Genomic DNA, 25,849 nt, shown 5'->3' on the forward strand with positions numbered 1-25,849 from the left:
GTTGCCGATCGAGGAAACCACCGCCTCGGCGTATTCGGGCAACCCGACGCACTCGTCGGCGCCGGGCAGATCGACAGCGACTGCGTCGTGTCCGCCGGCCTGCAACTCGGGCACCACACGATGCCAGTGCCAGGCCGCGCCGCCAGCCCCAGGAATCAAGACGAACTTGCTCATCTTTCGCACTCCTCGCTTCGTCCTCAGAGCATGGAGACCGTCGGGACCGCCGAAAGTCATCGGTGACGACGTGCCGACAGCCGCTTGGAAAGGTGGCGTGGACCGCACCACTCCTCGACGGCGTGGAATGACTTCTTTGACCCCCAGCACCCCGATGCCGCTCTGGCAAGGACCTCAGCGCTGTCAAATCCCCGTCCTGGCACAGATTTTGGGGAGCCGTCCCACAGGGTGACGGTGTCGTTCGATTCGAAGGGAGGTACATGAGCTCCAGGCCCGTCAGCGTTCACGCATTCTGGCCCACCACCAGCCGAACGTCGCCGACTCGATGTAGTTGGGGTCAGGCAAAGTACGGCGCTCGAGTTGCTCATCGATGCGCGTAATCAGTCGGCCCAAGTCCCGTTTGGCTCCCAGAGGGAGCTGTCGCATCGCCCACTCCAGGTCATCACGGGCATCGTTTATCCCGGGTGAGCAGAACGCGGAAACGTCCAGGTACCGGCCAGGCTGCTTGAAAACCGACTCGACAAGAGAGAGCGCGTCAGCGACCGCGTTGGGCCACATCTCTTGGTCTTCGACCCGGCGGATCGCTGCACGAGTCCGCGCGGAGACACCGTGGACCTTCAGGACCGGACACTGCCATCTTGGCCGGCACCGCTCTGCGCGGACGGCCTTGGGACGCCTACGCGGCATCGCCCTTTCGGATCAACATGAGGCCATCCTGCCACGGTTGGCACCTACCTGGGCCTCGATCCACACGCCCGCCGCAGCAAGATTCTCGGTTCTGGCGCAGATCTTGGGTGGTGTCGGGGTGCTTGATGCGGTTCACGGCGCCTTCAATGCTGCCTCGCCTCCAGTCCAGGGTGAGGCCGGCGGTCACGGCGTCGAGGTCTCGGAGCGGATGGACTGCGAAGCCGGCGAGACCGGGCAGCCGACTGGCGTCGACTGCGTCGATCCAGGCAGGGAGCGTGACGCCGAGGTGGTCAGTGAGCGTCTCGCCGAGATCGCGGACGTGTCCGGCTGCCGTGTCCAGTTCGGGACAGCGGGCCAGGACCTCCTTCAGGCCGGCCCGGTCTTCCTCGCTCAGTGCGGCGGGGTGGCGGGTGAGCCAGCCGGTCACCTGCCGTACCGTCGGCTTCCAGCTCGCGGATCTTTTTGCGCAGCGCGGCGTTCTCACTGATCGTCGCTCCGGGCCGCGACTGGTACAGCGCGACCGCGTCTGCCTTGAACTGCGGCGGATAGTTCTTCATGACCATGAGATGTCCGTTCTCAGATCCTCAAGATCCAGTGTCTCGTGTGTCCACGATCAGCGGTCAAGGCCCCTGTGTGCGGCGGGGGAAGGCACACGGGGAGGCAACACCAACAGCCCCGGCGCCGATCCCGGCCCGGTCGTCATCGCCTGTCACGACCAGCGCGTCAACTCCGTACGCTCAGCCTCGCTGAGTACCGGTTCTGACTTGTGGCGGCCCGGCCGCGGCTCGTCCGCCAGTCCCACCATCCGCCGGTCAGCGAACCGTGAGCGCTACGTGCGTACCGTCTCCGTGGATACCCTGAAGTCCGCCGGCACACGCGTGTTTGATCCTTCCGCGCAGGCCGCAACGATCCGGGCCCGCTCCGCCACCGAGCTGAGACCTGCCACACAAGGCCGCCGTACCTCCTGTGTGATGAACTGTGGGCCGGTTTCGAGACGTCGATCCCGTCTCGGACAAGAGTGTGGGAGGGGACCGTGGACCTTGGTGGGGGGACGTGGCAGCGACTGACCGCCGTGGTGCTCGTCATGGCGGTGGCGGCCGGGTGTACGGGGCAGGGCGAAGGCGCGGGCGGCGGAAACGACGAAGACCTGCTGCGGAACAACGACTGGACGCAGATGCCGGGCATCACCGCGCGGAACGACATCCTGCGGGTCAGCGCATTGGATCGGCGCATCGTGGAGCAGGACTCCTCCGGCGCTCAGCCCAACCCCCCGCTGAACCTGGCCGGCCCGCATCTTGAGTCCGATGGCGACTTCACCGTCACCGCGCGCATGTCCGGTGTGGGTGACGATGACGGCGACTCATGGCTGCGGCTGTACGGACGGGTACCGGTCATCTACGACGAGTGGCGCCAGGAGCGGCCCTCACTCCGCGTCGGCGTGACCGCTGACGGACGAGTGAAGGTACAGATATGGGACGGCGAGGGTGATGAGCCGGCCACCTCCGAGGATTTCGACTGCGGCTGCTCCGGGACGGTGACGCTCGCCGTGTCGAGCATCGGTGACACCTTCCGCGTGGCAGCCGACGGGCGGCAGCTGGGAACCGTGCAGGACCCGGGGGTGTTCGCCGAGGGCACTGTCTGGTTCGGTCTGGAGGCGGACGCGGGCGAACACGAGCGCCGCGAGGGATGGCGTCTGACGCAGCTGATCGCGCGGGCAGAGAGCGGTGACTCGCTCCGCGTGATCAAGGCGCCGCAGCTACACCAGGAGCAGTCCGACAACTCGCTGCGTGCGCGGGCCGCAGACGTGGGGCGGCCGTTCGACGTCGGCACCGCCCTGGCCGAGAACCCGCTGCTCACCGACTCACGCTACCGGGCGCTCGCGGGGAGCCAGTTCTCCATGCTCACTCCGGAGAACGCGTTCAAGCCACAGTTCCTCCACCCACGCCGGGGCGTCTACGACTTCCGCGACGCGGACCTGCTCGTACGCTTCGCCCGCGCAAACGACATGAAGGTGCACGCGCACACCCTCGTCTGGCACGAGGCTCTGCCCGACTGGATGCGGGAGAACGACGACCCCGAGGCGGTGCGCCGGACCATGCTCCGGCACATCGCCAGGGTCGCCGGGCACTTCAAGGGAAAGGTCGCGGAATGGGATGTGGTCAACGAGCCCATGTCCGACGACGAGAAGAGCTACACCAACGGGGATCTCGGTCTGCGCTCCGAGCAGAGCCCGTGGTTCGAGGCCATGGGCGAGGAGTACATCGACGAGGCGTTCAGGGCCGCCCACCGGGCCGATCCGAAGGCACGGCTGTTCCTCAACGAGTACGGGGTCGAGGAGGAAGGCGAGCGGTGGGACGCCCTTTACGATCTGGTCAAGCGGCTCAAGGAACGCGGTGTACCGATCGACGGCGTGGGTTTCCAGAACCATGAGTACGCACCCGGCGACCGCATCGACCCGGAGACCTTCCGCAGCCATGTGCGGGATCTGGCGGAGCTCGGGGTTCAGGCGCGGGTGTCGGAGATGGACGTCCCCATAGGTGAGGACGAGGAGGACGGGCGGCAGACCCAGGCTGATGAGATGGCGGGCAAGCTGCGGGTCTGCCTGGAGGAGCCGAACTGCACATCGTTCTCCACATGGGGATTCACCGACCGGTACGGTTCCACCGCCGACACCAAGATCTATCCTCCGCGCACGGCCGATTCCCTGCCGTGGGACGCGGCCCTGCGGCCGAAGCCGGCGTACGAGCGCCTGCTCAAGGTTTTTGACGAGGCGTGAGGAATCAAGGTGCGATCTCTCGGTTTGGTGTCGGTGGTAGTGAAAGAGCGTTTTGTCCCGGCGAGGTTGTTTGGTTCGAGGTTCAGGTGTCGCGGCAGTTGGGAGTGGATTCACTCGTGAGGCGTTCTCTCGGGGCACGCGTACGACATGTCCTTCCTCGGGCACGAGTTCTTCTCCGGGAAGCCGGCGGACGACTCGCAGCCTCGACCGCTCAGCGGTTGAAGGTCAGGCGCGGTGCCGCTTTGCGGGCCAGGGTGTGGGCCTGGTCGGGCCACCAGGTACCGGCGGGCGGGTCGACGATGCCGTACTCGGGGTCGATGGTGCCGCCGGTGCTGCGCGTGCAGCTGCCGTCGGACTCACCGGGGATCTTGATCCACAGGTAGGCGTCGACGAGGGGTACGCCGGTGTCGGCGGTGGGGCGCGGGCCGAGACCGCGGCCGGGTGCGTTGCACCAGGCCTCCGGGTCCCCGGTGTACTTGCCCGGCTCCGGGGTCCAGGCGCCCAGACCGTTGCGGCTGGTGTCGATCACAAAGTGCTGCAACCGCTCGGCCGGCGGGGTGCCCACGTTCTGGTCGTACCAGGCGTCGGTCCACCGCCAGGTGGCGGGATCGGTGGAAGAGACCGCGTTGCCGGGGGTGCCGTCGTTGGGGGCGGCCGCCGAGTAGTACTGGTCGGCGCACCGCTCGGCGTGGCCGCGCGCCTCCTCGGGTCCTTCGGTGGCGAACCACATGCACTTGGCGATCCAGGTGCCGTATCTGGTGTTGTGGTCGGTGGGGTGGGTGTTGGACACGTTCAGGGCGAAGCCGTCACTGTGGCGGACCCCGGCGTCCAGCAGCCGCTGGGCCATCTCACCGACGGGCCGCCATTGGACGTTCCCCGCGTCCAGGTAGACCGCGGTGCGCGGCTTGGCCTTCAGGGTCTTCACGGCGTAGGCGAGGTCGGCGAGGCGGGCGGCGGTGAGTTCGCCCGTCGGATCGGTGGTGGGTCCGCAGTCCTTGGGGAGGAGGGCCGTGCCGTCGGGTTCGACGACGACCACCGCCTTGCTGGTGCCGATGCCCGCGGCGAAGGCATCGATCCATTGCCGGTAGGCGGCGGAGGATGCGGCTCCGCCACTGGAGTACTGCGTGCAGTCCCGGCCCGGGACGTTGTAGGCGACCAGGACCGGGGTCCGGCCCACGGCGCGGGCACGGTGGACGAGCTTACCGGCCTTGCCGCGCACCTCCTCGGGCGTGCCCTCCGTGAACCATTCGGCCTGCGGCCAGCTGGCGAGCTTGGCCATGTTCACGGCGTTCTCGGTGTCGCCGTTTGCGAGGTCCGCGAAGGCCTGCTGCGCGGCCTTGCTGTGCGGGTCGACGTAGAACTTCGTGGCCGGGGTGATCACGTCCTGCGTGGGTGTGGCCTGTGCCTGCGTCGCGGTCAGAGCGGTGCCTGCGGTGAGGGCCGCGACGACGACGGCCGCGCGGCGCCGAAGGCTGCGTGGATTCATGGTTGCTTCCTGGTCGATGAGGTGGTGGAGGCGGATGCCCGCCGGCCGGGCGGAACGCCGATCCGCCTGCGCGGGCGGCGGGAGTCCCGGATCAGTAGCCGTAGATCATCTTGTAGGCGACCTCGGGGAGGAACTGTCCGGCCGTGGAGCCGGCTCCGACGCCGCAGTTGCCGTCGGACTCGCCAGGGGTTTTGATCCACAGCAGCATCTCGGCGCCTCCGCCCGTCCGGGTGGGGGTGCCGATGCGGCGGCCCGCGGGGTTGCACCACTGGCCGTTGGAGCCGTTGCCGTTGCGGCTGGTGTCGACGACGAAGGGCTTGGTGTAGCCGTAGCGGGCACTGAGCTCGCTGTTGACGGCGTTGCCGAAGGCGGTGTTCTCGGCGGTCGTGAAGTAGTTGGAGACGTTGAGCGAGAAGCCGTGGGCCTGACGGAGGCCGGCTTCGTGCAGGCGCTGGGCCATGGTCGCCGGACTGACCCAACCCGGGTTGCCGGCGTCCATGTAGACCCACGTGTTGGGGGCCTGGCGGCTGAACTGGGCGAGGGCGTTGGTGAGCATCGCCTCTCGTTCGTCGATCTGAGCCTGGGTCATACAGCCGTAGTCCCCGAGGGAGTCCGGTTCGAGGATGACGACCGCCGGGCGGCCTGCGATCCCGCCGGCGAACTGGGCGATCCAGTTCGCGTAGGCGGACGGTGAGGCGGCCCCGCCCGCTGAGTGCCCGCCGCAGTAGTCACGGTTGTAGATGTTGTAGGCGACGAGGACGGGCAGCTTGTCGGAGTAGTCCGCCGCTCCGACGTACGCCCCCGTGGCCGTGCCGATGCTGCCGCTCCAAGAGCCGAACCACCGGGCCATCGGGGTGTTGGCGACGGAGGCGTTGATCGCGGCCGCCCGGCCGTCGCCGGGATTGGCGGCCACCCACCGCTTGGCGCTGGAGTCCGGGTCGACATAGAACCCGCTGGTCATGGTGGTCGGGTCGGCCGCGTGGGCGGATGGTGCGAGGGCGAGCGCGGACGGCAGGGCGAAGAGGGCTGCCACCAGTATTCGCATGCTGCGGCGCATGGCTGTACCTCGATTTCCTGAGCGGGACTCGAGTGCATTGGGAGCGCTCCCATTGGAAGCGGTCCCAATCGTGGGGTGGGCTGATCAAGCTGTCAATAGTCGGCGCATGACTTGACCTCGACCGCAAATGGGGGCCCGCGAGAACGGCGGCTGGAAGCGCTCCCAGCCGACCGCACCGTGCGCCGCTGACCTGTGAGAGACTCCCGGCTCATGGCAGAAGATGCGCCGCGTCGGCAGCCGACGCTCGACGAGGTGGCCGAACGCGCCGGCGTTTCCCGCTCCGTGGCCTCCCGCGCCCTCAACAACGCTCCGCACGTCAGCCGCGCCAAACGTGAAGCCGTCGAACGGGCCGTCCGGCAACTCGGTTACGTCCCCAACCCGACCGCCCGCGCCCTGGCCACCCGGCAGACGGGAGCGGCCGCCCTGGTCGTCTCCGGAGAGGATCCGTCGATCTTCGCCGATCCCTTCTTCGCCCAGGTCATCGTGGGGGCGTCGGCCGCCCTCGAGGAGGCGGACCTGCATCTGATGCTGTGCCTGGCCGCTTCCGACCGCGGCCGCAAGCGGGTTGCGGAACTCCTTCGCTCCAGGGGCGCCGACGGCGCCATGCTGATGGCGCTGCGCGAGGACGACCCGCTGACCCCAGTGGCCGAGAAGGCGCAGATGCCCGTCGTGTTCGGCGGACGCCCGGTCGGTACGACTCCTCGGTGGTACGTCGATGTCGACAACGTCGGCGGGGCGCGCAAGGCGACCGAGCACCTGCTCTCCCGCGGCCTGACTCGTGTGGCCACGATCTGCGGGCGGCTGGACACCGAGGCCGGGCGCGCCCGGTACCGCGGCTACCGGGACGCCATGCTCGCCGCCGGCCTCGATCCGTTGCCGCCGCAGGAGGGGGACTTCACCGAGCACAGCGGAGCCGTCGCCATGGCCGCACTGCTGGCGAACCGCCCTGAGGTGGAGGGGGTGTTCGCAGCCGGCGACAACATGGCGGTGGGAGCGCTGCGCACACTGCGGAAGGCCGGCCGGCAGGTCCCCGCCGACGTCGCCGTGGTCGGATTCGACGACCTGAGCGTTTCCCGGAACGCCGATCCGCCGCTCACCACCGTCCATCAGCCCATAGCGGCTCTGGGTCGGGAGATGGCGCGCATGCTGGTCGCCCTCGTCAACGGGCAGGACCCCACTGCGCTGATCCTGCCGACCCATCTGGTCGTCCGTTCCAGTGCCTGACGGCTGTGGTGGGGCCCCGGCTGTCAGCAGGTGGTCGGGTGGTGCGATCGGTGGGCCGGTTCAGGGCGTGGGCAGCTCGAACCGCGTGATGCGGACAGCGCCGCCGAGTGCCTGCGTGGCGTGGTTGAAGAGGGCGAATCGGTAGCCCATGAAGAACCGCCAGTCGTTGCCCATGGAGAAGGCGGGTCCGAGGCGGGTGAAGGTGGTGCCGTCGGTGCTGTAGGAGAAGGTGCCGGGGCGTGGTGCGCCGGGGCGGATGTCCGCGGTCGCGCGCAGCCAGACGCGGCCACCGGAGACGGACGCGCTCGCGACCTCGGAGCCGGTGCCGGTGGTGTTCCAATTGGTGTCCATGGTCAGCCCGGTGACCATCACCACCCGCGTCACGCCGCCGTCGCGTTGGACACCGATCCACGCGGAGGCGTCCCGCAGCAGTGCGAGTCCGGCTCGGTCGCCGTCCCGCATGGCGGAGTGGTCGAGCTGCACGGTGGCCGTGGAGGTCGGACCCTGGATGCGGTGCGTGAGGGTGTTGCGGGCCCAATAAAGGTCGTTGGTGACGGTGGCGGTCCGGAGGGTCAGCCCGTCGCCGACCGACCACTTGGTGTTGTCCGGGTTGTGGTTCCACTCCCACCTCGGTTTGAGGGTCGTACCGTCGAAGGTGTCGACGCCGGTCATGGGGGTGACCTGACGGGGCGGAGGGGGCACGGCGGGGCTGGGATACGAGGTGCCCCACGCGCCGTCGACGAGTTGTACGACAGGCCAGCCGTCCGAGGTCCAGGTGACGGGGGCCAGCGCGGGCACCCGGCCGCCGGGATAGGCGTCCACGAAGGCCAGGTAGTACCAGGCGCCGCTCTGCGTCTGCACCAGCCCGCCCTGGTGCGGGACGCCGCCGCCGGGGATCGGCCCGCGCAGGTCGAGGAGGACCTGTCGCATCGTGTAGGGGCCGAAGGGGCCGCTGGACGACTTCAGGACGTACTGACCGTTCGCGGGGCGGGTCAGGAAGATGTAGTACTGCCCGTTGATCTTGTAGAAGCGTGAGCCTTCGAGGGTGCCGACGCTCGACGGCGTCGTGAACACCTGCTGCGCGCGGACCTGGTTACGGCCGTCGGGCGAGAGCTGGGCCACGCTGATGGCGGTGTTCCCGTACGCCACGTACAGGGAGTCGTCCGTGTCGACGAGCAGCCCCGCGTCGTAGTAGGGCGTGCCGATCGTCGTCAGCCTGTTCCACGGCCCCTCGACGGCGGTGGCGGTGTAGACGTACGTCCGGGTGAAGTCGATCTGGCCGAGCCAGTAGAAGGTTCTGTTGCTCGGCCGGTAGGCCAGTGACGATGCCCAGATTCCTCTGACATAGCCGCGGGAGCCGTTCAAGTCGTACTTGGCACCGAAGTCGAGCACGGGCACCGAGTGGCCGGCGATCTCCCAGTGCACCAGGTCGTACGAGCGCAGGACGGGCGCGCCCGGCGAGTAGTGCATCGTCGAGGCCGAGGCGTAGAACGTGTCGCCGACCCGGATGACGTCGATGTCCGCGAAGTCCTGCCAGATCACCGGGTTCGTGTACGTGGAGGCGGCCGCGAGGGCGGTTCCACGGGGCAGGAGGGCGCCGGCGGCCAGACCGGTGGCGGCCGTCAGCGCACGCCGACGGGAAAACGATTGTTGGGGCCATGACATATTCATCTGCGGGCGCCCTCCTCGGCTTCATTCGGGTGGAGTGGCTCTCGTGTGTTCGGCATAGCGAACACGGGTCGACTGATCGAGCATCCTGGATGATAGGAGACCGATCGCACCCGTCAAGACCTCCCGCAGTTTCGGCACGTCGATCGATACATTCGACACCGGACGGCCCGCGCTACCGCCAGCCTCTTCACCATTGACCCAGGTCGCGGTCCCCGCAGACGGTGATCGGCCCGAAGCGCAGTTGGCTTGTTCCAGCGATGTTGACATGTTCAGGCTCCGCTCTAGTATCCGTGGAAGCTCGGATTTCCGAATGTCGATCGAAATTTCGAACTGTCCGTTCCTCGCCGTGCCGAAGGAGCCCCACGTGCTCAGACGATCAGGCGGACGACTGCTCCGCCTCCTCGCGGCCGCCGCACTGACCATCGCCGCGACCGTGACGGCCTCGGCCCACTCCACTGCCTCGGCCGCGCCCGGCAGCCCCGCGCTCACGCCACCGCTGGGGTGGAACAGCTGGAACAGCTTCGGATGCGGAGTCACCGAGGCACAGGTGCGCCAGGCCGCCGACGCGATGGTCTCCTCGGGCATGCGGGACGCCGGCTACCAGTACGTCGTGGTCGACGACTGCTGGTTCGACCCGCAGCGTGACGCGGCGGGCAGCCTGCGGGCCGATCCGGCCAAGTTCCCGAGCGGGATGAAGGCGCTCGGGGACTACATCCACGGCAAGGGCCTGAAGTTCGGGATCTACCAGGTGCCGGGCGAACGCACCTGCGCGCAGACCAGCGGCGCCTATCCGGGCTCGACCGGCAGCAGGGGGCACGAGGCCCAGGACGCAGCCACTTTCGCCTCCTGGGGCGTCGACTACCTCAAGTACGACTGGTGTTCCTCCAGCGGCACCCGCGACGAGCAGGTCACGCGGTTCACGCTGATGCGTGACGCCCTGCGCGCCACCGGCCGGCCGATCGTCTACTCCATCAACCCCAACAGCTTCCACGCCATCACCGGCTCGACCTACAACTGGGGCGAGGTCGCCGACCTGTGGCGGACGACCGAGGACCTGCTCGACATCTGGCAGAACGGCAACACCAACAGCTACCCGATGGGGGTCGGCAACGTCCTGGACGTCACCGCGCCGCTGGCGGCGCAGTCGGGTCCGGGACACTGGAACGACCCGGACATGCTGGTCGTCGGCCGACCCGGCCTGACACTGACCGAGTCCCGCTCCCACTTCGCCCTCTGGGCACTGCTGAGCGCCCCGCTCATGGCCGGCAACGACATCCGCACCATGTCCGCGGACGTGAGCGCGATCCTGCGCAACCCGCGCCTGATCGCGGTGAACCAGGATCCGCTGGGCGCGGGCGGGCGCAGGGTGCGCGACGACGGCGCCACCGAGGTGTTCGCCAAACCCCTGTCGGACGGCTCTGTCGCGGTGGGCCTGTTCAACCGCGGAGGCGGCACCGCGACGGTCACCACGACCGCGGCGCAAGTCGGCCTTTCCGGCGGCCCGTTCACCCTCACCGACCTGTGGACCGGCGGCACGTCGAGCACGTCCGGGCAGATCTCGGCGAGCGTCCCCGCCCACGGCGTGGCCGTGTTCCGGGTGACCGGCGGCAGCCCCCTGGCCGCCACCACCTCACGTCTGCGGGGCAACGCGTCCGGCCGCTGCGCGGACGTGGACAACTCCTCCACCGCCGCCGGTGCCACGGTACTGCTCTGGGACTGCCACACGGCGGCCAACCAGACGTGGACCACATGGGCCGGCGGGGAGATCCGCGTGTACGGCGACAAGTGCCTGGACGCGTACGACCAGGGCACCGCCAACGGCACCCGCGTCATCACGTGGCCCTGCAACGGCCAGGACAACCAGAAGTGGACCCTCGGCCCGGACGGGTCGATCCGCAACGTCCACGCGGGCCTGTGCCTCGACGCCGACGGGGCCGGCACCGCCAACGGAACGCCGCTGGTCCTGTGGACCTGCAACGGCCAGGCCGGCCAGAAGTGGACCCGCGCCTGAGCAACCGCCACCCACCGGCCGGCCGGCTTCGCCCGCACCGGCGTTCCCGACATCACGGGCCGGGCCGCCGAGACCGCCACCGCGGCCCGGCAGTGGGGGACGGACACCCGCGCTGCCTCGCCCCCGCACTTCGGCCCCTCGTTCCATGCCATGCCGGTCCACAACCGAAGGCGAGTCGCATGATGACAAGGACAAGATCTCTCTTATGGCCCGCCGTGGTCGCGGTGCTGGTCGTCCTGAGCATGGGCGGCACAGCACTGGGCCAGGGCGACGGCACCCCGCGCGCGGCCTCCCGGCCCGCTGCCGCACCGGCTGGCAGCGCCGTGAGTTCCGGTTGCGGCAAGGCCCCCACGCTGACGAGCGGGACGCACACGATCCAGACCAACTGCGAGGATCTGCAAGCGCTCTTCCGGTCGGTCTGACCCACAGACCAACCGGCCGCTCGTGCCTTGTTGCCGATGCGTCGGCCGGCTGGGAGGGCGCATGCGGCTGCACCGGCAGGCCGTCGGATGTGACCTGATAAGAGCCTGGCACCACGCCTCATCGCAGTTGTGTCCCCGGTGCTCTGTCGGTGCGGCTCAAGCCCCGCGGACCGCCAGGAGGACAGGTGCTCAACAGTTCCGGCACGAGCGTGACCCTCGGAGTCGACACCCACGCCGACGTCCATGTCGCTGTTGCTCCCGACCAGCTCGGGCGGCGGCTGGGTACGCTCGCTGTCCCCTCGACACCAGCTGGCTACGCATCCTTGGAAGCGTGGGTCACCGGTCTCGGCACCGTCGGGCAGGTGGGTTTGGAAGGCACCGGCTGCTACGGTGCCTGCCTGTCCAGGTGGCTGCGGCAACACGGCCACCGTGTCGTCGAGGTCAACCGCCCCGACCGTCAGACACGCCGCCGTCGCGGCAAGTCCGATGTCGTCGACGCCGAAGCCGCCGCCAGGGCAGTGCAGGCCGGGACCGCGACAGCGATCCCGAAGTCCGGTGACGGCGCCGTCGAGATGATCCGGGCCCTGCGGGTCGCCCGACGCAGTGCGATGAAGGCCCGCACGCAAGCCGTCAACCAGCTCAAAGCCCTGATCGTCACCGCTCCTGACGTCCTTCGCGAACACCTCCGCGGGCTGCACCGAATGGAACTGATCCGCACAGTCACACGGTGGCGCCCAGGGGCCGAGCCGGACACTCTGACCACGGTCACCAAGCTGGCCATGCAGTCGATCGCCCACCGCTACCTGCAGCTGGACGACGAGATCTCGGAGCTGGACCGCCACCTGCAGCGGCTCGTCACCCGGGCGGCACCGGAACTCATGGCCGTCAAAGGACTCGGTGCCGAGACCGTCGCAGCCCTGCTCGTCGCTGTCGGCGACAACCCAGGACGCCTTCGCTCAGAGTCTGCCTTCGCCCACCTCTGCGGCGTCGCCCCGATCCCTGCATCCTCCGGGAAGACCAGCCGCCACCGCCTCAACCGCGGCGGCGACCGTCAGGCCAACCACGCCCTCTATATGGTCGCCGTCAGCCGCATGGCCTGGGAGCCACGCACACGCGCCTACGTGGCCCGCAGAGCAGCCGAAGGCAAGACGAAGACCGAGATCATCCGCTGCTTGAAACGACACATCGCCCGCGAGGTCTACCGCCTACTCGTCCCGCGAAGCCCAGCGCAGCCACCTGCCCGCGACGATCTGGCAACCGCAGCCTGACCTTCCTTGACAGCTATACGAGCATCTGCGAGATCCACGACTGCCTGACCGCTGTGCTGGAGACCTGGCCCACCGGCGGCACGCTGCGCGAGGACTCCCTGCGGCTCACCGAACACCTCGCGGTCGAGCTGTGAAGGTGATCATCGCCACCACCTTCGACCTGGACGGTTCTCCCGCCCTGCTCGTGGAGGCCGTGCGCGACGTGGCTGCGGACAACGCCATGGTTTCCCCGGCGGTCACGGTCCGCCTGTTGCGGCACATGACGGCCGCTGCCACCCACCTCGCCGACCAGCGGGGACGCCCCACCGGATCACGTACGGCAACCGGGGTGCCCGTGCCCGTACTTCCCCTGACGCCACGCGGACTCAATGTCGTTCGGCTTCTCGCCCGGGGCCGCACCAACGAGGAACTGGCCGCCGAACTCCACGTCACCCTCTCCACCGTCAAGACCCACCTCGGCAACGTCCAGCGCAAACTCGCCGCCCGCAACCGCGTCAAAATCGCCGCCTGGGCCTGGGAGAACGGCATCTGCGCCACCGGGGACTCCCACGGCGGCCGGACGCCGGGCCGACCACGGGCCTTCGGTGATCGTCCTCACGGCATGGGTGACCGGTCCCGGAACTCGGGAACAGGGCCAGGAGCGGAAAGGCCCGTCGGGTGCACCTCGGCACACCGCAGCGGACGGTGTGCCCCGCACACTCCGTTGTCTACCGGTCGAGAGCCGCAAGGGCATCGCGCAGGGCCGTCCGGGAGGTGATGTTCAGTTTGGGGTAGATCTGGTAGAGGTGTGCGCCGATCGTCCGGTGCGACAGGAAGAGGCGCTCCGCGATCTGTTTGTTGGTCAGCCCGCTCGCTGCCAGCGTGGCGATCTCGAACTCCTGGGCCGTCAGGGTTCCTCTGCCTCCCGTGTCGGCCGGCACCGCGACGCCGCTCGCGCGCAGTTCGGACTTGGCGCGCACCAGCCAGGGTGCTGCCCCCAGCTTCTCGAACGCCCTGCCCGCCAGGGTCAGTTGCTCGCGCGCCTCCTTGGTCGCGCGTCGGCGCCGGAGGCGTTCGCCGTACAGCAGACGTACCCGCGCGACGTCGAAGGGCCAGTCCTCGGGGTCGGCGAGGGACAGGGCCTGCTGGAACAGCTCCTGGGCATCGTCGTTGGACGACGTCAGCGCCTCGCACGCCAGCACGAACATGTGCAGGCGCGGAGAGAGCCGCGCCATCGCGGACTCCCGCAGGGCTCTCGTGTGGATGGCGGCCTCGGCGGCCCGTCCTGACCTGAGCGCGGCCTCCACCAGGTCCAGGGCGCCGGCCATGGCATGGGGCAGATACGGGGCGAGGGGCGTGAGCGGGCTGACGGCGGTGGCCTGCCGGAAGGCGGTCTCGGGGTCTCCGTTGCCGAGCGCGGCCAGGCTCCTCGCGTGGAAGGCCAGCGCGCGGGCGCCATGGGCTCCGCGGGGGACGGCCCAGGCGATGATCTCCTCGCAGAGTGCCTCGCAGGCTTTCACGTCACCGCGTGCCCCGGCCACCAGCGCCTGCACGAACTGGAACTTGCAGGAGAAGAACGGGTAGCCGTACTCCTTGCACAGCGCGAGCCCTTCGCCGGTCAGGCGCATGGCCTCGTCCCAGCGGCCCTTGTAATAGTCGTCCAGGCCGAGGTGGATCAGGGCGGAGAGGTGTCTGCGGACGGGTGCGGCGCCCGCGCGGGCCTGCTCGACCAGGCGGAGGGACACCTCCCGTACGTCCGCCAGCCGGTCCGGGTAGACGGCGCAGGTGCTGACCCGTACGACGTGTGTCGCGTCGCCCAGGTCGGCGAGCTGCTCGTCGAGGACGTCCAGTCCTCGGTAGCCGGTGCGGGCCGGATCGGCGAAGGTCTGGGCGCACGCCCAGAGCAGATCGGGCGGGGCGGGCGTCATCCGGTCCAGGGCCCGGAACAGCGGCGCCCACTTCTCCGGGTCACCGCTGTACCAGCACAGCGTGATCAGGGTGAACAGGGCCTCGACCAGGGCCTCGTCGGCGGCGTCGTAGCCGTGTCCGCCGGCCTCGATCGCACCGACCAGCAGCCGGTGGGCGGTGTTGACGTCCCCGTCCTGGTTGATGAGCAGCAAGGCGGAGGCCGCCGCGGCGTGCAGGGAGCCCTCCCGGACGGCCGGGTCGGCGCGGCGGGCGCCGACCAGCAGACGGGAGGCGTCCGCCAGGTCGCCGCCCGCGTCGGTGCCGATGTAGGCGGCCTCCGCCAGCCGTCGGCTCTCGTCGGCCGGTGAGACGCTGAGCCCCGCGGCACGGGTGAGGGCCGCCACCGCGCCCAGCGCGTCGCCTCGCCCCAGGCGCAGGCGGGCCGCCTGCTCCAGCAGTTCGGCGACGGTCTCGTCCCGCCCCGTCGTCGCTTCGCCGAGGTGGCCGGCCCTGCGTTCGGGCTGGTCGACGAGGACCGCGGCGAGTGCCTGGTGGGCCCTGCGGCGGTCGGCGGCACTGGCCTGGGCCACCACCGCGGATCCGATCAGGGGGTGCCGGAACGACATCCTCCGGGAGCTGGCGGAGACCGCCACCAGCCGATCGCGTTCCGCGGGCTCCAGGAGGTCGGCGGCCTCGCGGCCCCCGGCCGCGGCCTCTATGACCGCGAGCTCACCGGTGCCTTCGAGCGCAGCGATCAGCAGCAGTTCACGGGTCGGGCCGGGCAGATCGGCCACCCGCGAGGTGAACAGGCTCTGGAGGCGTTCGCTCAGCGGCAGGACCGAAGGTACCGCCGTCGGCGCCGTGCGCTGTTCGCGGTCGAGGGCGGTGGGCAGTTCCACCAGTGCGAGCGGATTGCCGCGTGCCTCCGCGGCGATGCGCCGCCGTATCTCGTGGGACAGGCCCGGGTACTCCTGGGCGAGGAGCGCGGCCGATGCCGCGGCGTCGAGCGGCTTGAGGTGGTGCTCGGTCAGCCCGCTCGCCTCGAAGAAGCTGTCGGAGGTGACGCGCGAGGCCGCGAGGAAGCTGACGCGGCTGCCGACGAGACGCCGCGCGATGAAACCGAGGACGAAGGTGGTCGGCCGGTCCAGCCAGGGCAGGTCGTCGACGACGATCAGGAGCGGGGTGTCCTGGGCGACCCTGCGCAGCAACAGCAGGGCCGCAGTGGCGGTGAGCAGCCGCTCGGGAGGCGGACCGCTGCCGATGCCCACGGCGACCTTGAGGGCGTCCCGGTGGCCCCTGTCCAGCAGATCGAACGATTCGAACAGAGGGACGAACAGCTGGTTGAGACCCGCGTAGCTGATGTCCGTCTCGAACTGCACCCCGCTCACCCGCAGGACGCGCACGCCGTCGACTGCTGCCTGCGCCGCCACGGCGTCGAGGATCGCGGTCTTCCCGATGCCCGCCTCCCCTGACAGCAACAAGGCCGCACCGTGGAGGGAGCCGCTGAAGTGGGAGCGTACGAACTCCAGGTCCTCGTCCCGCCCGATCAACCGCCCGGACGCAGGACGCGACAATTGGCCGAGGTCGTTCATCGAGCTACTGTCCCCCAGAGCCGCGGTACTGAAAGCCGGGTGCCGAAGGCCGTTGTCCCTCTGTCAGCGCTGGCATCCGCACCGCATGTCATTGCCCGAGCGCAAAGGGTGTCCACCTCTCGACGTCATACGCGCCAGGATACTGCGCACGCCCCGGTGGATCAGGGCGGGTCCCGGTGCCGTCGCAGAAGCAGTCTCCGCCGCATGCGCGTAAGCGCGTCCCCACGTTCGCCGGGCGGCGGACGACCAACTGATACACCCCGCGGGCTGTCGGCGGGCGAGAACCCCAGTCACACCTGTCGTCCTGAGGCCGCTCACATCCGACACGACCCTCCGACACGGGCCAACGCACCATCGGCCGTGTGATCGACAGCACACATGTGGGTCGACTGAGCCTCCACGCCGATGAGCACGATCCAGCTTGTCATGCACCACCAGCCTCGGATGTCTCTGCCACCCCAATCGCCAGCCGTGACGGGCGGCGCCACCTGCTGCAACAGGTCAGACAGCAGTGACCAGTGCACTCACGCTCAGGGCTTGCCCTACTCGACGCGGGCGCTGACGCAGTACCTCGCCCCGACGTCGACGTTCACCGACGCCATGACGGCCATGGTGACCGCTGCCTCCGACCTGTACGGCGCCTCGTCCCGTCAGGCCTCCGTGACCAGCAACGTCTGGACGAACGAGGTCGGGATCGAGCCGAGCACCCCCGACCCGCGGCCGACGGCCTGCGCCGGCGGCATCACCACCGGCCCGCAACAGGGCTCTACGGACAAGGGCCGGCCGAGGTGCGCGCCTCGGCGGGCCCTTGCACGCGTGCACGCCGTACCGCCGGACCATCACAGGGGGCTTCCACCGTGATCGTGGACACCGGTTGTCATGCAGCGTGGGACCGGATCGAGCCGTTGATGCCGGCCGATCCGGTCCGTGGCCGGCGGTGGGCCGACCACCGTCGCACTCTTGAGGCCATCGCGTGGAAGTACTGCACCAACTCTCCCTGGCGGGACCTCCCCGCCGAACTCGGCCCGTTCCACACCGCCCACAAACGGCTGATCAGGTGGGCCCTCGACGGCACCTGGGAGATGATCCTCGCCGCTGTCCTGTCGGCGGCGGACACCGACGACGACATCGACTGGACGGTGTCGGTTGACTCCACGGTCATCCGGGCCCACCAGCACGCCGCCGGGGCACGTAAAAAGGGGGGCGTCCCGCTCCGGTGAACCAGCCGACCACGCTCCGGGACGCTCCCGCGGCGGGCTGAGTACGAAGGTCCACCTGGCCGCGGACGGCGGGGCACGGCCTCTAGCCTTCACCATCACCGCAGGTCAGGCTGGTGACGCACCCGCCTTCGACACCGTGATGTCCCGCATCCGCGTTCCGCGCAGCGGCCCCGGAAGGCCACGAACCCGGCCCCTCGCCGTACTGGCCGACCGGGCCTACTCCTCCCGCGCCATCCGCAGCCACTTCCGGCGCCGGGGAATCCGGGCGGTGAGCCCGCAGCCGTCCGACCAGATCGGCCACCGCTTGCGACGCGGGCGGCAAGGCGGCCGCCCACCCGGCTTCGACCGCGAGGTCTACAAGCAGCGGAACACCGTCGAGCGGTGCATCAACCGGCTCAAGCAGTGACGCGGCCTGGCCACACGAACCGACAAACTCGCCATCGCCTACCAGGCCGCACTCCGCCTCGCCGGCATCCTCATCTGGACCCGACGCTGACCTAAGAGACAGAACCTAGCCGCTGTGAGAGGGCGTTTCGTGAGGTGATGACTGTTTTGCCGTCACCTCATGGTGTGGGGTTGGGGCGTCCCGGCTGATCGGCGGGTTCGGGGTGCTGGGCTGATCGGGTGAGTGAGCGCAAGCGGTATCCGAGCGACCTGTCGGACGAGCGGTGGGGGCTGATCGAGCCGGTGATTACTGCGTGGAAGGCCGCGCATGCGTCGGTCAGCGGTCACCAGGGCCGTTACGAGATGCGGGAGATCGTGAACGCGCTCCTGTACCAGTCCCGGACCGGCTGCCAATGGGACTACCTGCCGCACGATCTTCCACCGCGGTCCGCGACGTACTACTACTTTGGCAAGTGGCGCGACGACGGCACCGACCAGACCATCCACGATGTGCTGCGCTGGCAGGTCCGGGAGAGGGCGGGCCGGTCGGAGGACCCGAGCCTGGTCGTACTGGACACCCAGAGCGTCCACGCCGCGGTGAACGTGTCCGCCGGAACGACTGGGAAGGACCCCGCGAAGAAGCTGCCCGGCCGCAAGCGCGGACTCGCGGTGGACGTGTGCGGCCTGGTCATCGCCGTGGTCGTGCTCGCCGCCACCATCCATGAGCACCGCGCGGGGACGATGTTGTTGGACCGTGTCGTCGCGCAGACGGCGAACGTGTCGAAGGCACTGGTCGACCAGGGCTTCAAGAGTGCGGTCGTCGCGCACGGCGCCAGACTGGGCATCGACGTCGAAGATCGTCGAGCGCAACCCGGCAGGGCGGGGCTTCGTGCCGCAGGCGAAACGGTGGGTGGTCGAGCGCACGTACGGGATCTTGATGCTGCACCGGCGCCTGGTCCGCGACTACGAGAGCCGCCCGACCAGCTCGGAGTCGCGCGTGTACTGGGCGATGACCGACGTGATAGTGCGCCGACTCACCGACCAGACCACCCCGACCTGGCGCGACGCATGACCGGGCCCGAACCGGTCCGGTCACTGCTGGACAAGATCACCGCACGTGAGCAGTCCATCGCCGCCGAGACGGAACAGGTCCGCGTGCGGCTCGACGAACTCACCGCGCTGCTGCGCGAAATGGAGCAGGAGGCCGAGCACCTGCGGATCACCCGCCAGACCGTCCTTGCCCTGGTCGACGAGCCCGACCCGCAGCTGCAGCCCGCCGTCCCGGAGCAAGCACCCCCCTACCAGCAGATCCTCGCCGCCTTCGCCGAGGCGCGGAAGCCACTGCGGGCCCGCGACCTGTGCCAGGCCCTCGACCTCGACATCACCCCGAAGAACATCGAGAGCACCCGGCACAAGCTCAAGCGTCTGGTCAGCCATGGGATCCTCGCCGAGCCCGAGCCCGGCTTGTTCACCCTGCTCCGAGCGTAACGGGTCCGAGATCGGAAGGCAGACGGCTGGCAGCGATCGACACAGCCCTTGTCGCCGTCGCCGCCTCGGCAAGGCCCTCACCCATCATGTTGGTACTGACGGTAAATAGCTTCTGCCGATGGGCGGCCAGGCAAAGCCGAACAACAGTAAGGCGCGGACGGGTGCTGGTGGAGAACCGCAGGGTCCAGTGGCTGGTGAAGGGGTAGAGCCTTCGCAGTGCTGGCTCGGCATACGCCGCTTCGATGAGCGCGCGGTACTCGGGCCAGTCCACCTCGCCGGCCTCGGTGAGCAGGTGCTGCCACTCTGATTCGGTCAGTCGCACCGGATCGTGGTCGGCCACCTCGAAGCGGCCCGTGAGGTGCACGAACGGAGCGACCTCCCCGATGGCAGTCAACTCCTCACCGTTGTGCCAGGCATGCGCGGCTCGCACGATTTGGGCCAGCTCGTCTGTATCTCCTTCGACAAGCGCCATCTCCTGGAATGACTCGCACCCGCGGATCGACCAACGACGTTCGACCGCCCAGGCGCTGATGGCCAGAACAGTCCGGCGCGGAGCCGCGCTCGTGACCGAAGCAGCTCGCAGTGGGGCGGCTTCGGAGACCGTGAACGGCACGGAAAGGCCGTCCCTGTCGGCTACCGCCTGAAGTGCAGCGGCAAGGCTGCCTTCAGCCGCGATGTCGGGATACAGAGTGGCTGGATCTTGGGACGCGGCCATGAGTCACGATTGTGCCCCAACCACTACCTGCGGCGTAGTCCGATTGGAGGCATCGCCGCGACCTCACAACGCAGACCACGAAAGGCGAGCAGCCGGGTCGCTTGCACCCAGAGACCCGGACGCGGCCCGGGCTCATCGCCTTCCAACAGGCCGCCTCGCCCAACGCCAAGACCGAAACGGGCATTCACTCGCGAATCACCCTCTGAGAAAGCGCGTTGCGAGTAGAGCGTCGTCCACGGGTTGAACACCTGCGCCGATTCCGCAACTGGGCGCCCCGGTAAGCGGACTTCGACACGGATTCGACAGACACCCGCTCCCTGCCCGGGTCGATGCTGTGCGGAATTGCGCGCCCCCCCCGACGGAGCCGGGCCCGGCACCCAGACGGCGGCAACCCTGTGCGAACGTGCGGAGACCGTCCGAGACCTCGAAGCCTGACGGCAAAGCGCGACGCCACGACCACGTGGGGCTGTCGGCCCCCCGTGGGAAGGCCCATCACCCGTCGATGACGTGAGAGCGCGGCCCCGCCGCACCTGGCGTCCGCCCCGGCGGAGGGCATGCGCCAAGCCACCGACCTGGGATGCCCCACAGGCCCGTTGCTCCGTCCCTCACGCCGAATTCATGGGGCGGTCCGCCGCCGTCCCCCGGACGCGCGGTGTCCGACGACGCCGCCTGCTCGCGGCGCAACTGTGCCACGGCGTAAGAGCGACATGTGCGACCCCTTGAACGACGGCGGGGGAGGCCACAGGATCCAGTGATCTTTCGCTCTTCGCCGCGTCTCAGGAGTCTTCTTTGCTTAAGGTTCCCATCCCCCGACCCGGGCCGATCGCCCTCGCCGTGGCGACCGCGCTCACACTCGGCGTCGTACCGGCGACTGCCGCTGTGTCCGCGTACTCCGCCGGTGAGGTGTCGCACAACGACGCCGGACACCGAACACCCGGCGATGCCGGCACGCACACCGTCACCCTGATCACGGGTGACAAGGTCACCATCGGGACCGCCGCCGACGGCACCGTCGTGCGCTCCTTCCAGGCCGCGAGCGGAGCCACCACCGGCTTCCACCGCGTTGTCGTGGACGGTGCCACCTATGTCTACCCCGACGCCGCCCTGCCGTACGTGAGCGCCGGCAAACTCGACAAGCAGCTCTTCAACGTGACGCGGCTGATCACCGAGGGCTATGACGACGCGCACAGCTCCCGGCTGCCGCTGATCGTGCGCTACACCGAAGCTGCCGCCAAGGCCCGCACCCGGACGAAGATGGCCGGCTCGACCGACGTCCGCCGCCTGGACAGCATCCAGGGCGCGGCCCTCGCCCAGAACCACAAGCAGGCACCGGAGTTCTGGTCCTCGCTCACCGGGGGTTCCGGCGCGGCGGCCCGGTCCGCGAAGCCGTCCTTCGCGGGCGGCGTCGCCCACGTGTGGCTCGACGGTAAGGTAAAGGCCGACCTGGCCGGCTCCACCGCCCAGATCGGCGCGCAGAAGGTATGGGCGGAGGGCGACACCGGCCAGGGCGTGAAGGTCGCGATGCTCGACAGCGGCGCGGACACCGAACACCCGGACCTGGTCGGGCAGGTGTCCGACAGCGCCAGCTTCGTCCCCGGCGAGGACGACACCGCCGACTACAACGGCCACGGCACGCACGTCGCCTCGACCATCGTCGGCACGGGCAGTGCCTCCGGCGGCAAGGAGCGGGGTGTCGCCTCCGGCGCCCGGCTGGCCGTCGGCAAGGTGCTCAACTCCGAGGGCAGCGGTCAGGAGTCCTGGATCATCGCGGGCATGGAGTGGGCCGCCCGTGACCAGAAGGCCAGGATCATCAGCATGAGTCTGGGCGGCAACGGTGACAAGACTGACCCGATGAGCCAGGCCGTCGACGAACTCAGCCACGACACGGGCGCGTTGTTCGTGATCGCGGCGGGCAACGGCGGCCCGCACTCCATCAGCAGCCCCGGTGCGGCGGACTCCGCGCTGACCGTCGGCGCCGTCGACTCCACCGACACGCTCGCCGACTTCTCCAGCCAGGGCCCGCGTGACGGCGACGGCGGGCTGAAGCCGGAGATCACCGCGCCCGGCGTCGACATCGTCGCGGCGCGCTCGCACTACAAGCGCGGCTCCGGCTACTACACCACGATGAGTGGCACGTCGATGGCGACACCGCACGTCGCCGGTGCCGCCGCGCTCCTCGCCTCCGAGCACCCCGACTGGACGGGCACCCAGCTCAAGGAGGCGCTGGTCAGCAGCGCCAAGGCAACCACGGCGTACACCCCGTACCAGGCGGGCGCCGGCCGGCTCGACGCGCTGGCGGCCGTGCACACCACGGTCTTCGCCACCACGACCGCCTACTCCGGCTTCCACACGTGGCCCCCGAAGCCCGGAGAGACTGACGTCCAGACGGTGACGTACACCAACGTCGGCGACGCCCCGGCCAGCCTCAGCCTGGCGGTCGACGGCACCGTCCCGGCCGGGTTCTTCAGCCTCTCTGAGGACCATGTCACCGTGCCCGCGCACGGCACCGCCGCGGTCACGCTGACCGCGGCTCTGGACAAGCTGGCGGGCGACCAGTCGGTCAGCGCCATGATCACCGGTACGGACGGCGCCGGGACGGTCCGCGCCCGGACCCTGATCGGCGCGGCCCGCGAGGGCCAGCGGCAGAATCTGACCGTGGTCGCCAAGGACCGTTCGGGCAAGCCGCTGGAGGGCCGGGTCGTCCTGACCGCCGAGCACCTCTTCACGGTGATGGACCTCGACGCGTCCGGCACCGGCACGGCGCGGCTGCCCGTCGGCAGCTACAGCGGCTGGCTCACCGGTGACGTGCAGGGCGCCGAAGGCCCGCACTCGCGCGGCATGGTGCTGCTCGCCTTCAACGACGTGAAGCTGGACCAGGACCGTACCGTCACCCTGGACGGCCGCAAGGCACGCCGGATCCTGGCGCGCGTGCCGCAGCAGACCACCGCCGTCGCGCCGCGCCTGGATGCCCACCGGTCCTTCACCGGCAGCCTGGTGGAGACGTCGATGCTGCCGGACTCGTCGTACGACAGCATCTGGGCGCTCCCGACCGACAAGAAGGTCACCGACGGCGAGTTCGAGACCGGCGCCCGCTTCCGCCTCGAACAGCCTGCGCTGACCGTGAGCACGAAGTCGACGACCTTCAACGACCCGCTCGTCAAGCGCGCTGCCACGCCGCTGCCCGCCGGTACCCGGAACCTGACGGCGGTCTTCGCCGGTGACGGCACGGCCGAGGAGCTCGCGCGGCAGAACGTGCGCGGCAAGGCCGTCGTGGTGCGCGGCGCCGGCACGGCAGGGATCAAGGCCCAGGCGGAGGTCGCCGCGGCCGCCGGCGCGCGGCTGCTGCTGGTCGTCAACGACGGCGTCGGCCGCATGGAGCCCTGGGACGAGAACCCCTGGAGCCCGGAGAGCCCGGCCCCGGTGACGGTGGCGACGCTCAACGCCGACCAGGGCGCCGACCTGCTCGGCCGACTCCGGCACGGCACGGTCTCGCTGAAGGTCACCTCGCACCCCACGACCGACTACGTCTACGACGTCGTGCACCACTGGACGGGTGCCGTTCCGGCGGACCCGACCTGGCGTGAGGAGTCCAAGGATCTCGGCCGGGTGGACGTCTCCTTCCGGAACTACCGGCAATGCAAGGCGATGGAGTTCCGCCCGGACGTCTGGCGCGGCTGGGCCGTCGGCAACCAACTCACCGCGCCCGCCCAGGGCGAGCGCACCGACTGGGTCACCGCCGGCACCACGTGGCTGGACGACGCCTTCATACAGGGCGAGACCGGGCAGCACTCGATCGAGCCGCTGACCTACCCGGCGCGCAAGACCGGCAAGGTCAGCTGGTTCGGCCCGATCCAGCGGCCCCGCATGGGGCCGATCAACTACCAACCGGTGCGCTACCTCGACACCATGTACATCACCGCGCCCGGCTGGGGTGATTCGGGGTCCGGCCACGTCGGCGAGGCCGGCGCGAACTTCGACGTCAAGGACTGGATGTCGCTCTACCAGGGCGACCAGCAGCTCGACTGGGGCAACGCCGAGTACCTTCAGGTTCCCGGCCTCGGCGCCGAGCGCCTGCCCTACCGGCTGGTCCTCGACAACGACCGCGGCACCTGGGCCAACCCGTACTCGACGCACACGCTGACCGAGTGGGACTTCACCTCCGCGGTCACCGGCAGCGATGCGGCGGTGTCCCTGCCGCTCATCCAGCTCGACTACGGCGTGGACACCGACAAGTCCGGCCGTGCCGACCGGCACGCCGGCCTGACGGTGACCGCCTCGCACCTGCCGGGCACCACCACCACCATCGGGAAACCGACCGTCGAGGTGTCGTACGACGACGGTGCGACCTGGCAGCGGACCGACCTGAGCCGGCGCGACGAAGGATGGCGGACGAACCTGCGCGCGCCGCGGTCCGCCGACTTCGTCACCCTCCGGGTCGGCGCCCGGGACAGCGCGGGCAACACCGTCTCGCAGACGATCACCCGGGCCTTCGGCCTGCGCTGACGTCACCCCCGGGAGTCACCCGGGACAGAACCGCGTGGGTGGGACCGCAGCGGGCGGCCCCGCCCACGCGGCGTTCCCAGGTGTCAGAGGATCTAACGGCGACGGGCGGCCTCCGGGCACAGCACCGCATGGCCGCCGGGCGCCCGGCCCGGTAGCCGGTGGCCCGACGGCTCACGGCCGACAGCCGACGACGGGCGACGTGGCGGCCCGTGGCAGCCAGTAGCGGTCGGTGACCGACAGTACGGGCGGGCTCGGAGTGACGGCGACAGGCCGCCGCGGCCCGGCGCGAGACAGCCGACGGAGACGGGCCGACGCCCGGATGCAGCCGCGCGGTGGAGGCAACCCGGCCGCAACGGCCCGGCAACATAAAGCAGAGGCGGCCGTGGCGGACGGGGTAGGGGACGACCGCACATGAGGTCGGCAGCGGAGGCGACCGAGGCCGCCCGGCGGCGCTGCCGGGCGGAGACGGACGGCACTTCCAAAACACGGCCTAGCTTGATCCTCAACGGCCGACATCGAATGGTGCCTCGAACTTGATCACTCGGTTCGGTAACCGCCGTCCGCCAAAGCGGCCTTCGCCTGAACATGTGCTCCGACCAAGGAACACACACGTTCAGCACGAAGGCCGTGAGGATCGCGGCGGGCCCTGGCCGCGGCGCCACTGCCGCGGGCTGCCGCCGGCCGGCTGGTCCTGGCCATCGACATCACCTGCTGGCTACGCACCGATGCCCACACCTCACCGCAGCGGATCCTGTGTCACACCTACGGCCGGGGAAAGGACCAGCACATCCCTGTCCCCGGCTGGCCGTACTCCATCATCTGCGCGCTCGAGCCGGGTCGCAGTTCCTGGACCGCGCCTTTGGACGCGCTTCGCCTGGCCCCCGGGGATGACACGGCCACTGTCACCGCCCGACAGCTGCGTGACCTGCTCAAGCGACCGATCACCGCCGGGCAGTGGCAGGAGGGCAACCCCGACGTCCTCGTCATCGCGGACGCCGGATACGACGCACCCCGCCTTGCGTTCCTACTCAAAGACCTGCCGGTCCAGGTGCTCGCCCGGATGCGCTCTGACCGGGTCCTGCGCCGGGCTGTTCCACCCCGCCGGCCACACACGATGGGCCGACCACCCCGGCACGGCGGCGAATTCGTCTTCGGGCAGCCCGACACCTGGGGCCTTCCGGACACCGAAACCGTCACCGACACCCGTCTTTACGGCACCGCCAGGGCCCGCTCCTGGGACCGGCTGCATCCCAGGCTCACCCACCGCTCCTCCTGGGCAGCTGC

14 protein-coding genes and 4 pseudogenes are annotated in these 25,849 nt (G+C 69.7%); 12 read left to right on the forward strand and 6 right to left on the reverse strand.

Annotated features, from left to right (window positions below):
- Positions 1-850: 850 nt before the first annotated feature.
- Positions 851-1,288, reverse strand: a complete 438-nt coding sequence (locus AB0947_RS40610; RefSeq protein WP_366755409.1) for a hypothetical protein — start codon at positions 1,286-1,288, stop codon at positions 851-853.
- A gap of 645 nt (positions 1,289-1,933) precedes the next feature.
- On the opposite strand from AB0947_RS40610, the gene AB0947_RS40615 reads away from it, so the two are divergent.
- A complete protein-coding gene (locus AB0947_RS40615; RefSeq protein ID WP_366755410.1) occupies positions 1,934-3,637 on the forward strand; it encodes an endo-1,4-beta-xylanase in 1,704 nt (567 codons plus the stop codon).
- 211 nt (positions 3,638-3,848) lie between these two features.
- Here AB0947_RS40615 and AB0947_RS40620 read toward each other — a convergent pair whose 3' ends face one another.
- The gene (locus AB0947_RS40620) at positions 3,849-5,123 is read right to left on the reverse strand and encodes a glycoside hydrolase family 6 protein (protein WP_366755411.1); all 1,275 of its coding nucleotides are present in this window, start codon (positions 5,121-5,123) and stop codon (positions 3,849-3,851) included.
- A 91-nt stretch (positions 5,124-5,214) separates the two neighbouring features.
- On the reverse strand, positions 5,215-6,180 hold the full coding sequence (locus AB0947_RS40625) for a glycoside hydrolase family 6 protein (protein ID WP_366755412.1): 966 nt from the start codon (positions 6,178-6,180) through the stop codon (positions 5,215-5,217).
- Positions 6,181-6,390: 210 nt separating this feature from the next.
- On the opposite strand from AB0947_RS40625, the gene AB0947_RS40630 reads away from it, so the two are divergent.
- Positions 6,391-7,404, forward strand: a complete 1,014-nt coding sequence (locus AB0947_RS40630; RefSeq protein WP_366755413.1) for a LacI family DNA-binding transcriptional regulator — start codon at positions 6,391-6,393, stop codon at positions 7,402-7,404.
- A 60-nt stretch (positions 7,405-7,464) separates the two neighbouring features.
- On the opposite strand, the gene AB0947_RS40635 is transcribed toward AB0947_RS40630, so the two are convergent.
- The gene (locus tag AB0947_RS40635) at positions 7,465-9,075 is read right to left on the reverse strand and encodes a glycoside hydrolase 43 family protein (RefSeq protein WP_366755414.1); all 1,611 of its coding nucleotides are present in this window, start codon (positions 9,073-9,075) and stop codon (positions 7,465-7,467) included.
- Positions 9,076-9,439: 364 nt separating this feature from the next.
- Between AB0947_RS40635 and AB0947_RS40640 the strand changes: the two genes are divergently transcribed.
- The 4 genes and pseudogenes from AB0947_RS40640 to AB0947_RS40655 form a co-directional block, all read left to right on the forward strand.
- The gene (locus tag AB0947_RS40640) at positions 9,440-11,086 is read left to right on the forward strand and encodes a ricin-type beta-trefoil lectin domain protein (RefSeq protein ID WP_366755415.1); all 1,647 of its coding nucleotides are present in this window, start codon (positions 9,440-9,442) and stop codon (positions 11,084-11,086) included.
- 215 nt (positions 11,087-11,301) lie between these two features.
- The gene (locus AB0947_RS40645; protein WP_366755416.1) at positions 11,302-11,508 is read left to right on the forward strand and encodes a hypothetical protein; all 207 of its coding nucleotides are present in this window, start codon (positions 11,302-11,304) and stop codon (positions 11,506-11,508) included.
- A gap of 185 nt (positions 11,509-11,693) precedes the next feature.
- Positions 11,694-12,776: an IS110 family transposase gene (locus AB0947_RS40650; RefSeq protein ID WP_366755417.1), complete on the forward strand. Its 1,083-nt coding sequence runs from the start codon at positions 11,694-11,696 to the stop codon at positions 12,774-12,776.
- A 163-nt stretch (positions 12,777-12,939) separates the two neighbouring features.
- Positions 12,940-13,308, forward strand: a pseudogene (locus AB0947_RS40655) (LuxR C-terminal-related transcriptional regulator); the annotation flags it as partial.
- Between the two features lie 175 nt (positions 13,309-13,483).
- Here AB0947_RS40655 and AB0947_RS40660 read toward each other — a convergent pair.
- Positions 13,484-16,255 (reverse strand): AAA family ATPase, encoded by a 2,772-nt coding sequence (locus tag AB0947_RS40660; protein WP_366755418.1) that lies wholly within the window; start codon positions 16,253-16,255, stop codon positions 13,484-13,486.
- A gap of 537 nt (positions 16,256-16,792) precedes the next feature.
- Here AB0947_RS40660 and AB0947_RS40665 point away from each other — a divergent pair.
- The 4 genes and pseudogenes from AB0947_RS40665 to AB0947_RS40680 all read left to right on the forward strand — a co-directional run bounded on the left by AB0947_RS40665 (position 16,793) and on the right by AB0947_RS40680 (position 19,347).
- Positions 16,793-17,116: a M4 family metallopeptidase gene (locus AB0947_RS40665; protein WP_366755419.1), complete on the forward strand. Its 324-nt coding sequence runs from the start codon at positions 16,793-16,795 to the stop codon at positions 17,114-17,116.
- 47 nt (positions 17,117-17,163) lie between these two features.
- Positions 17,164-17,971: pseudogene (locus AB0947_RS40670) on the forward strand (IS5 family transposase).
- A 128-nt stretch (positions 17,972-18,099) separates the two neighbouring features.
- Positions 18,100-18,931, forward strand: a pseudogene (locus AB0947_RS40675) (IS5 family transposase).
- A complete protein-coding gene (locus AB0947_RS40680) occupies positions 18,928-19,347 on the forward strand; it encodes a hypothetical protein (RefSeq protein WP_366755420.1) in 420 nt (139 codons plus the stop codon). The pseudogene AB0947_RS40675 and the gene AB0947_RS40680 overlap by 4 nt, the downstream one beginning before the upstream one ends.
- On the opposite strand, the gene AB0947_RS40685 is transcribed toward AB0947_RS40680, so the two are convergent.
- The gene (locus AB0947_RS40685) at positions 19,328-20,062 is read right to left on the reverse strand and encodes a DUF6193 family natural product biosynthesis protein (protein ID WP_366755421.1); all 735 of its coding nucleotides are present in this window, start codon (positions 20,060-20,062) and stop codon (positions 19,328-19,330) included. The two genes, AB0947_RS40680 and AB0947_RS40685, sit on opposite strands and share 20 nt — an antisense overlap.
- Before the next feature lie 789 nt (positions 20,063-20,851).
- On the opposite strand from AB0947_RS40685, the gene AB0947_RS40690 reads away from it, so the two are divergent.
- Positions 20,852-24,565: a S8 family serine peptidase gene (locus AB0947_RS40690; protein ID WP_366755422.1), complete on the forward strand. Its 3,714-nt coding sequence runs from the start codon at positions 20,852-20,854 to the stop codon at positions 24,563-24,565.
- Positions 24,566-25,202: 637 nt separating this feature from the next.
- A pseudogene (locus tag AB0947_RS40695) lies at positions 25,203-25,849 on the forward strand (transposase); the annotation flags it as partial.

The organism is Streptomyces sp. NPDC047841 (genome assembly GCF_040704085.1).
Taxonomy (GTDB): domain Bacteria; phylum Actinomycetota; class Actinomycetes; order Streptomycetales; family Streptomycetaceae; genus Streptomyces; species Streptomyces argyrophylli.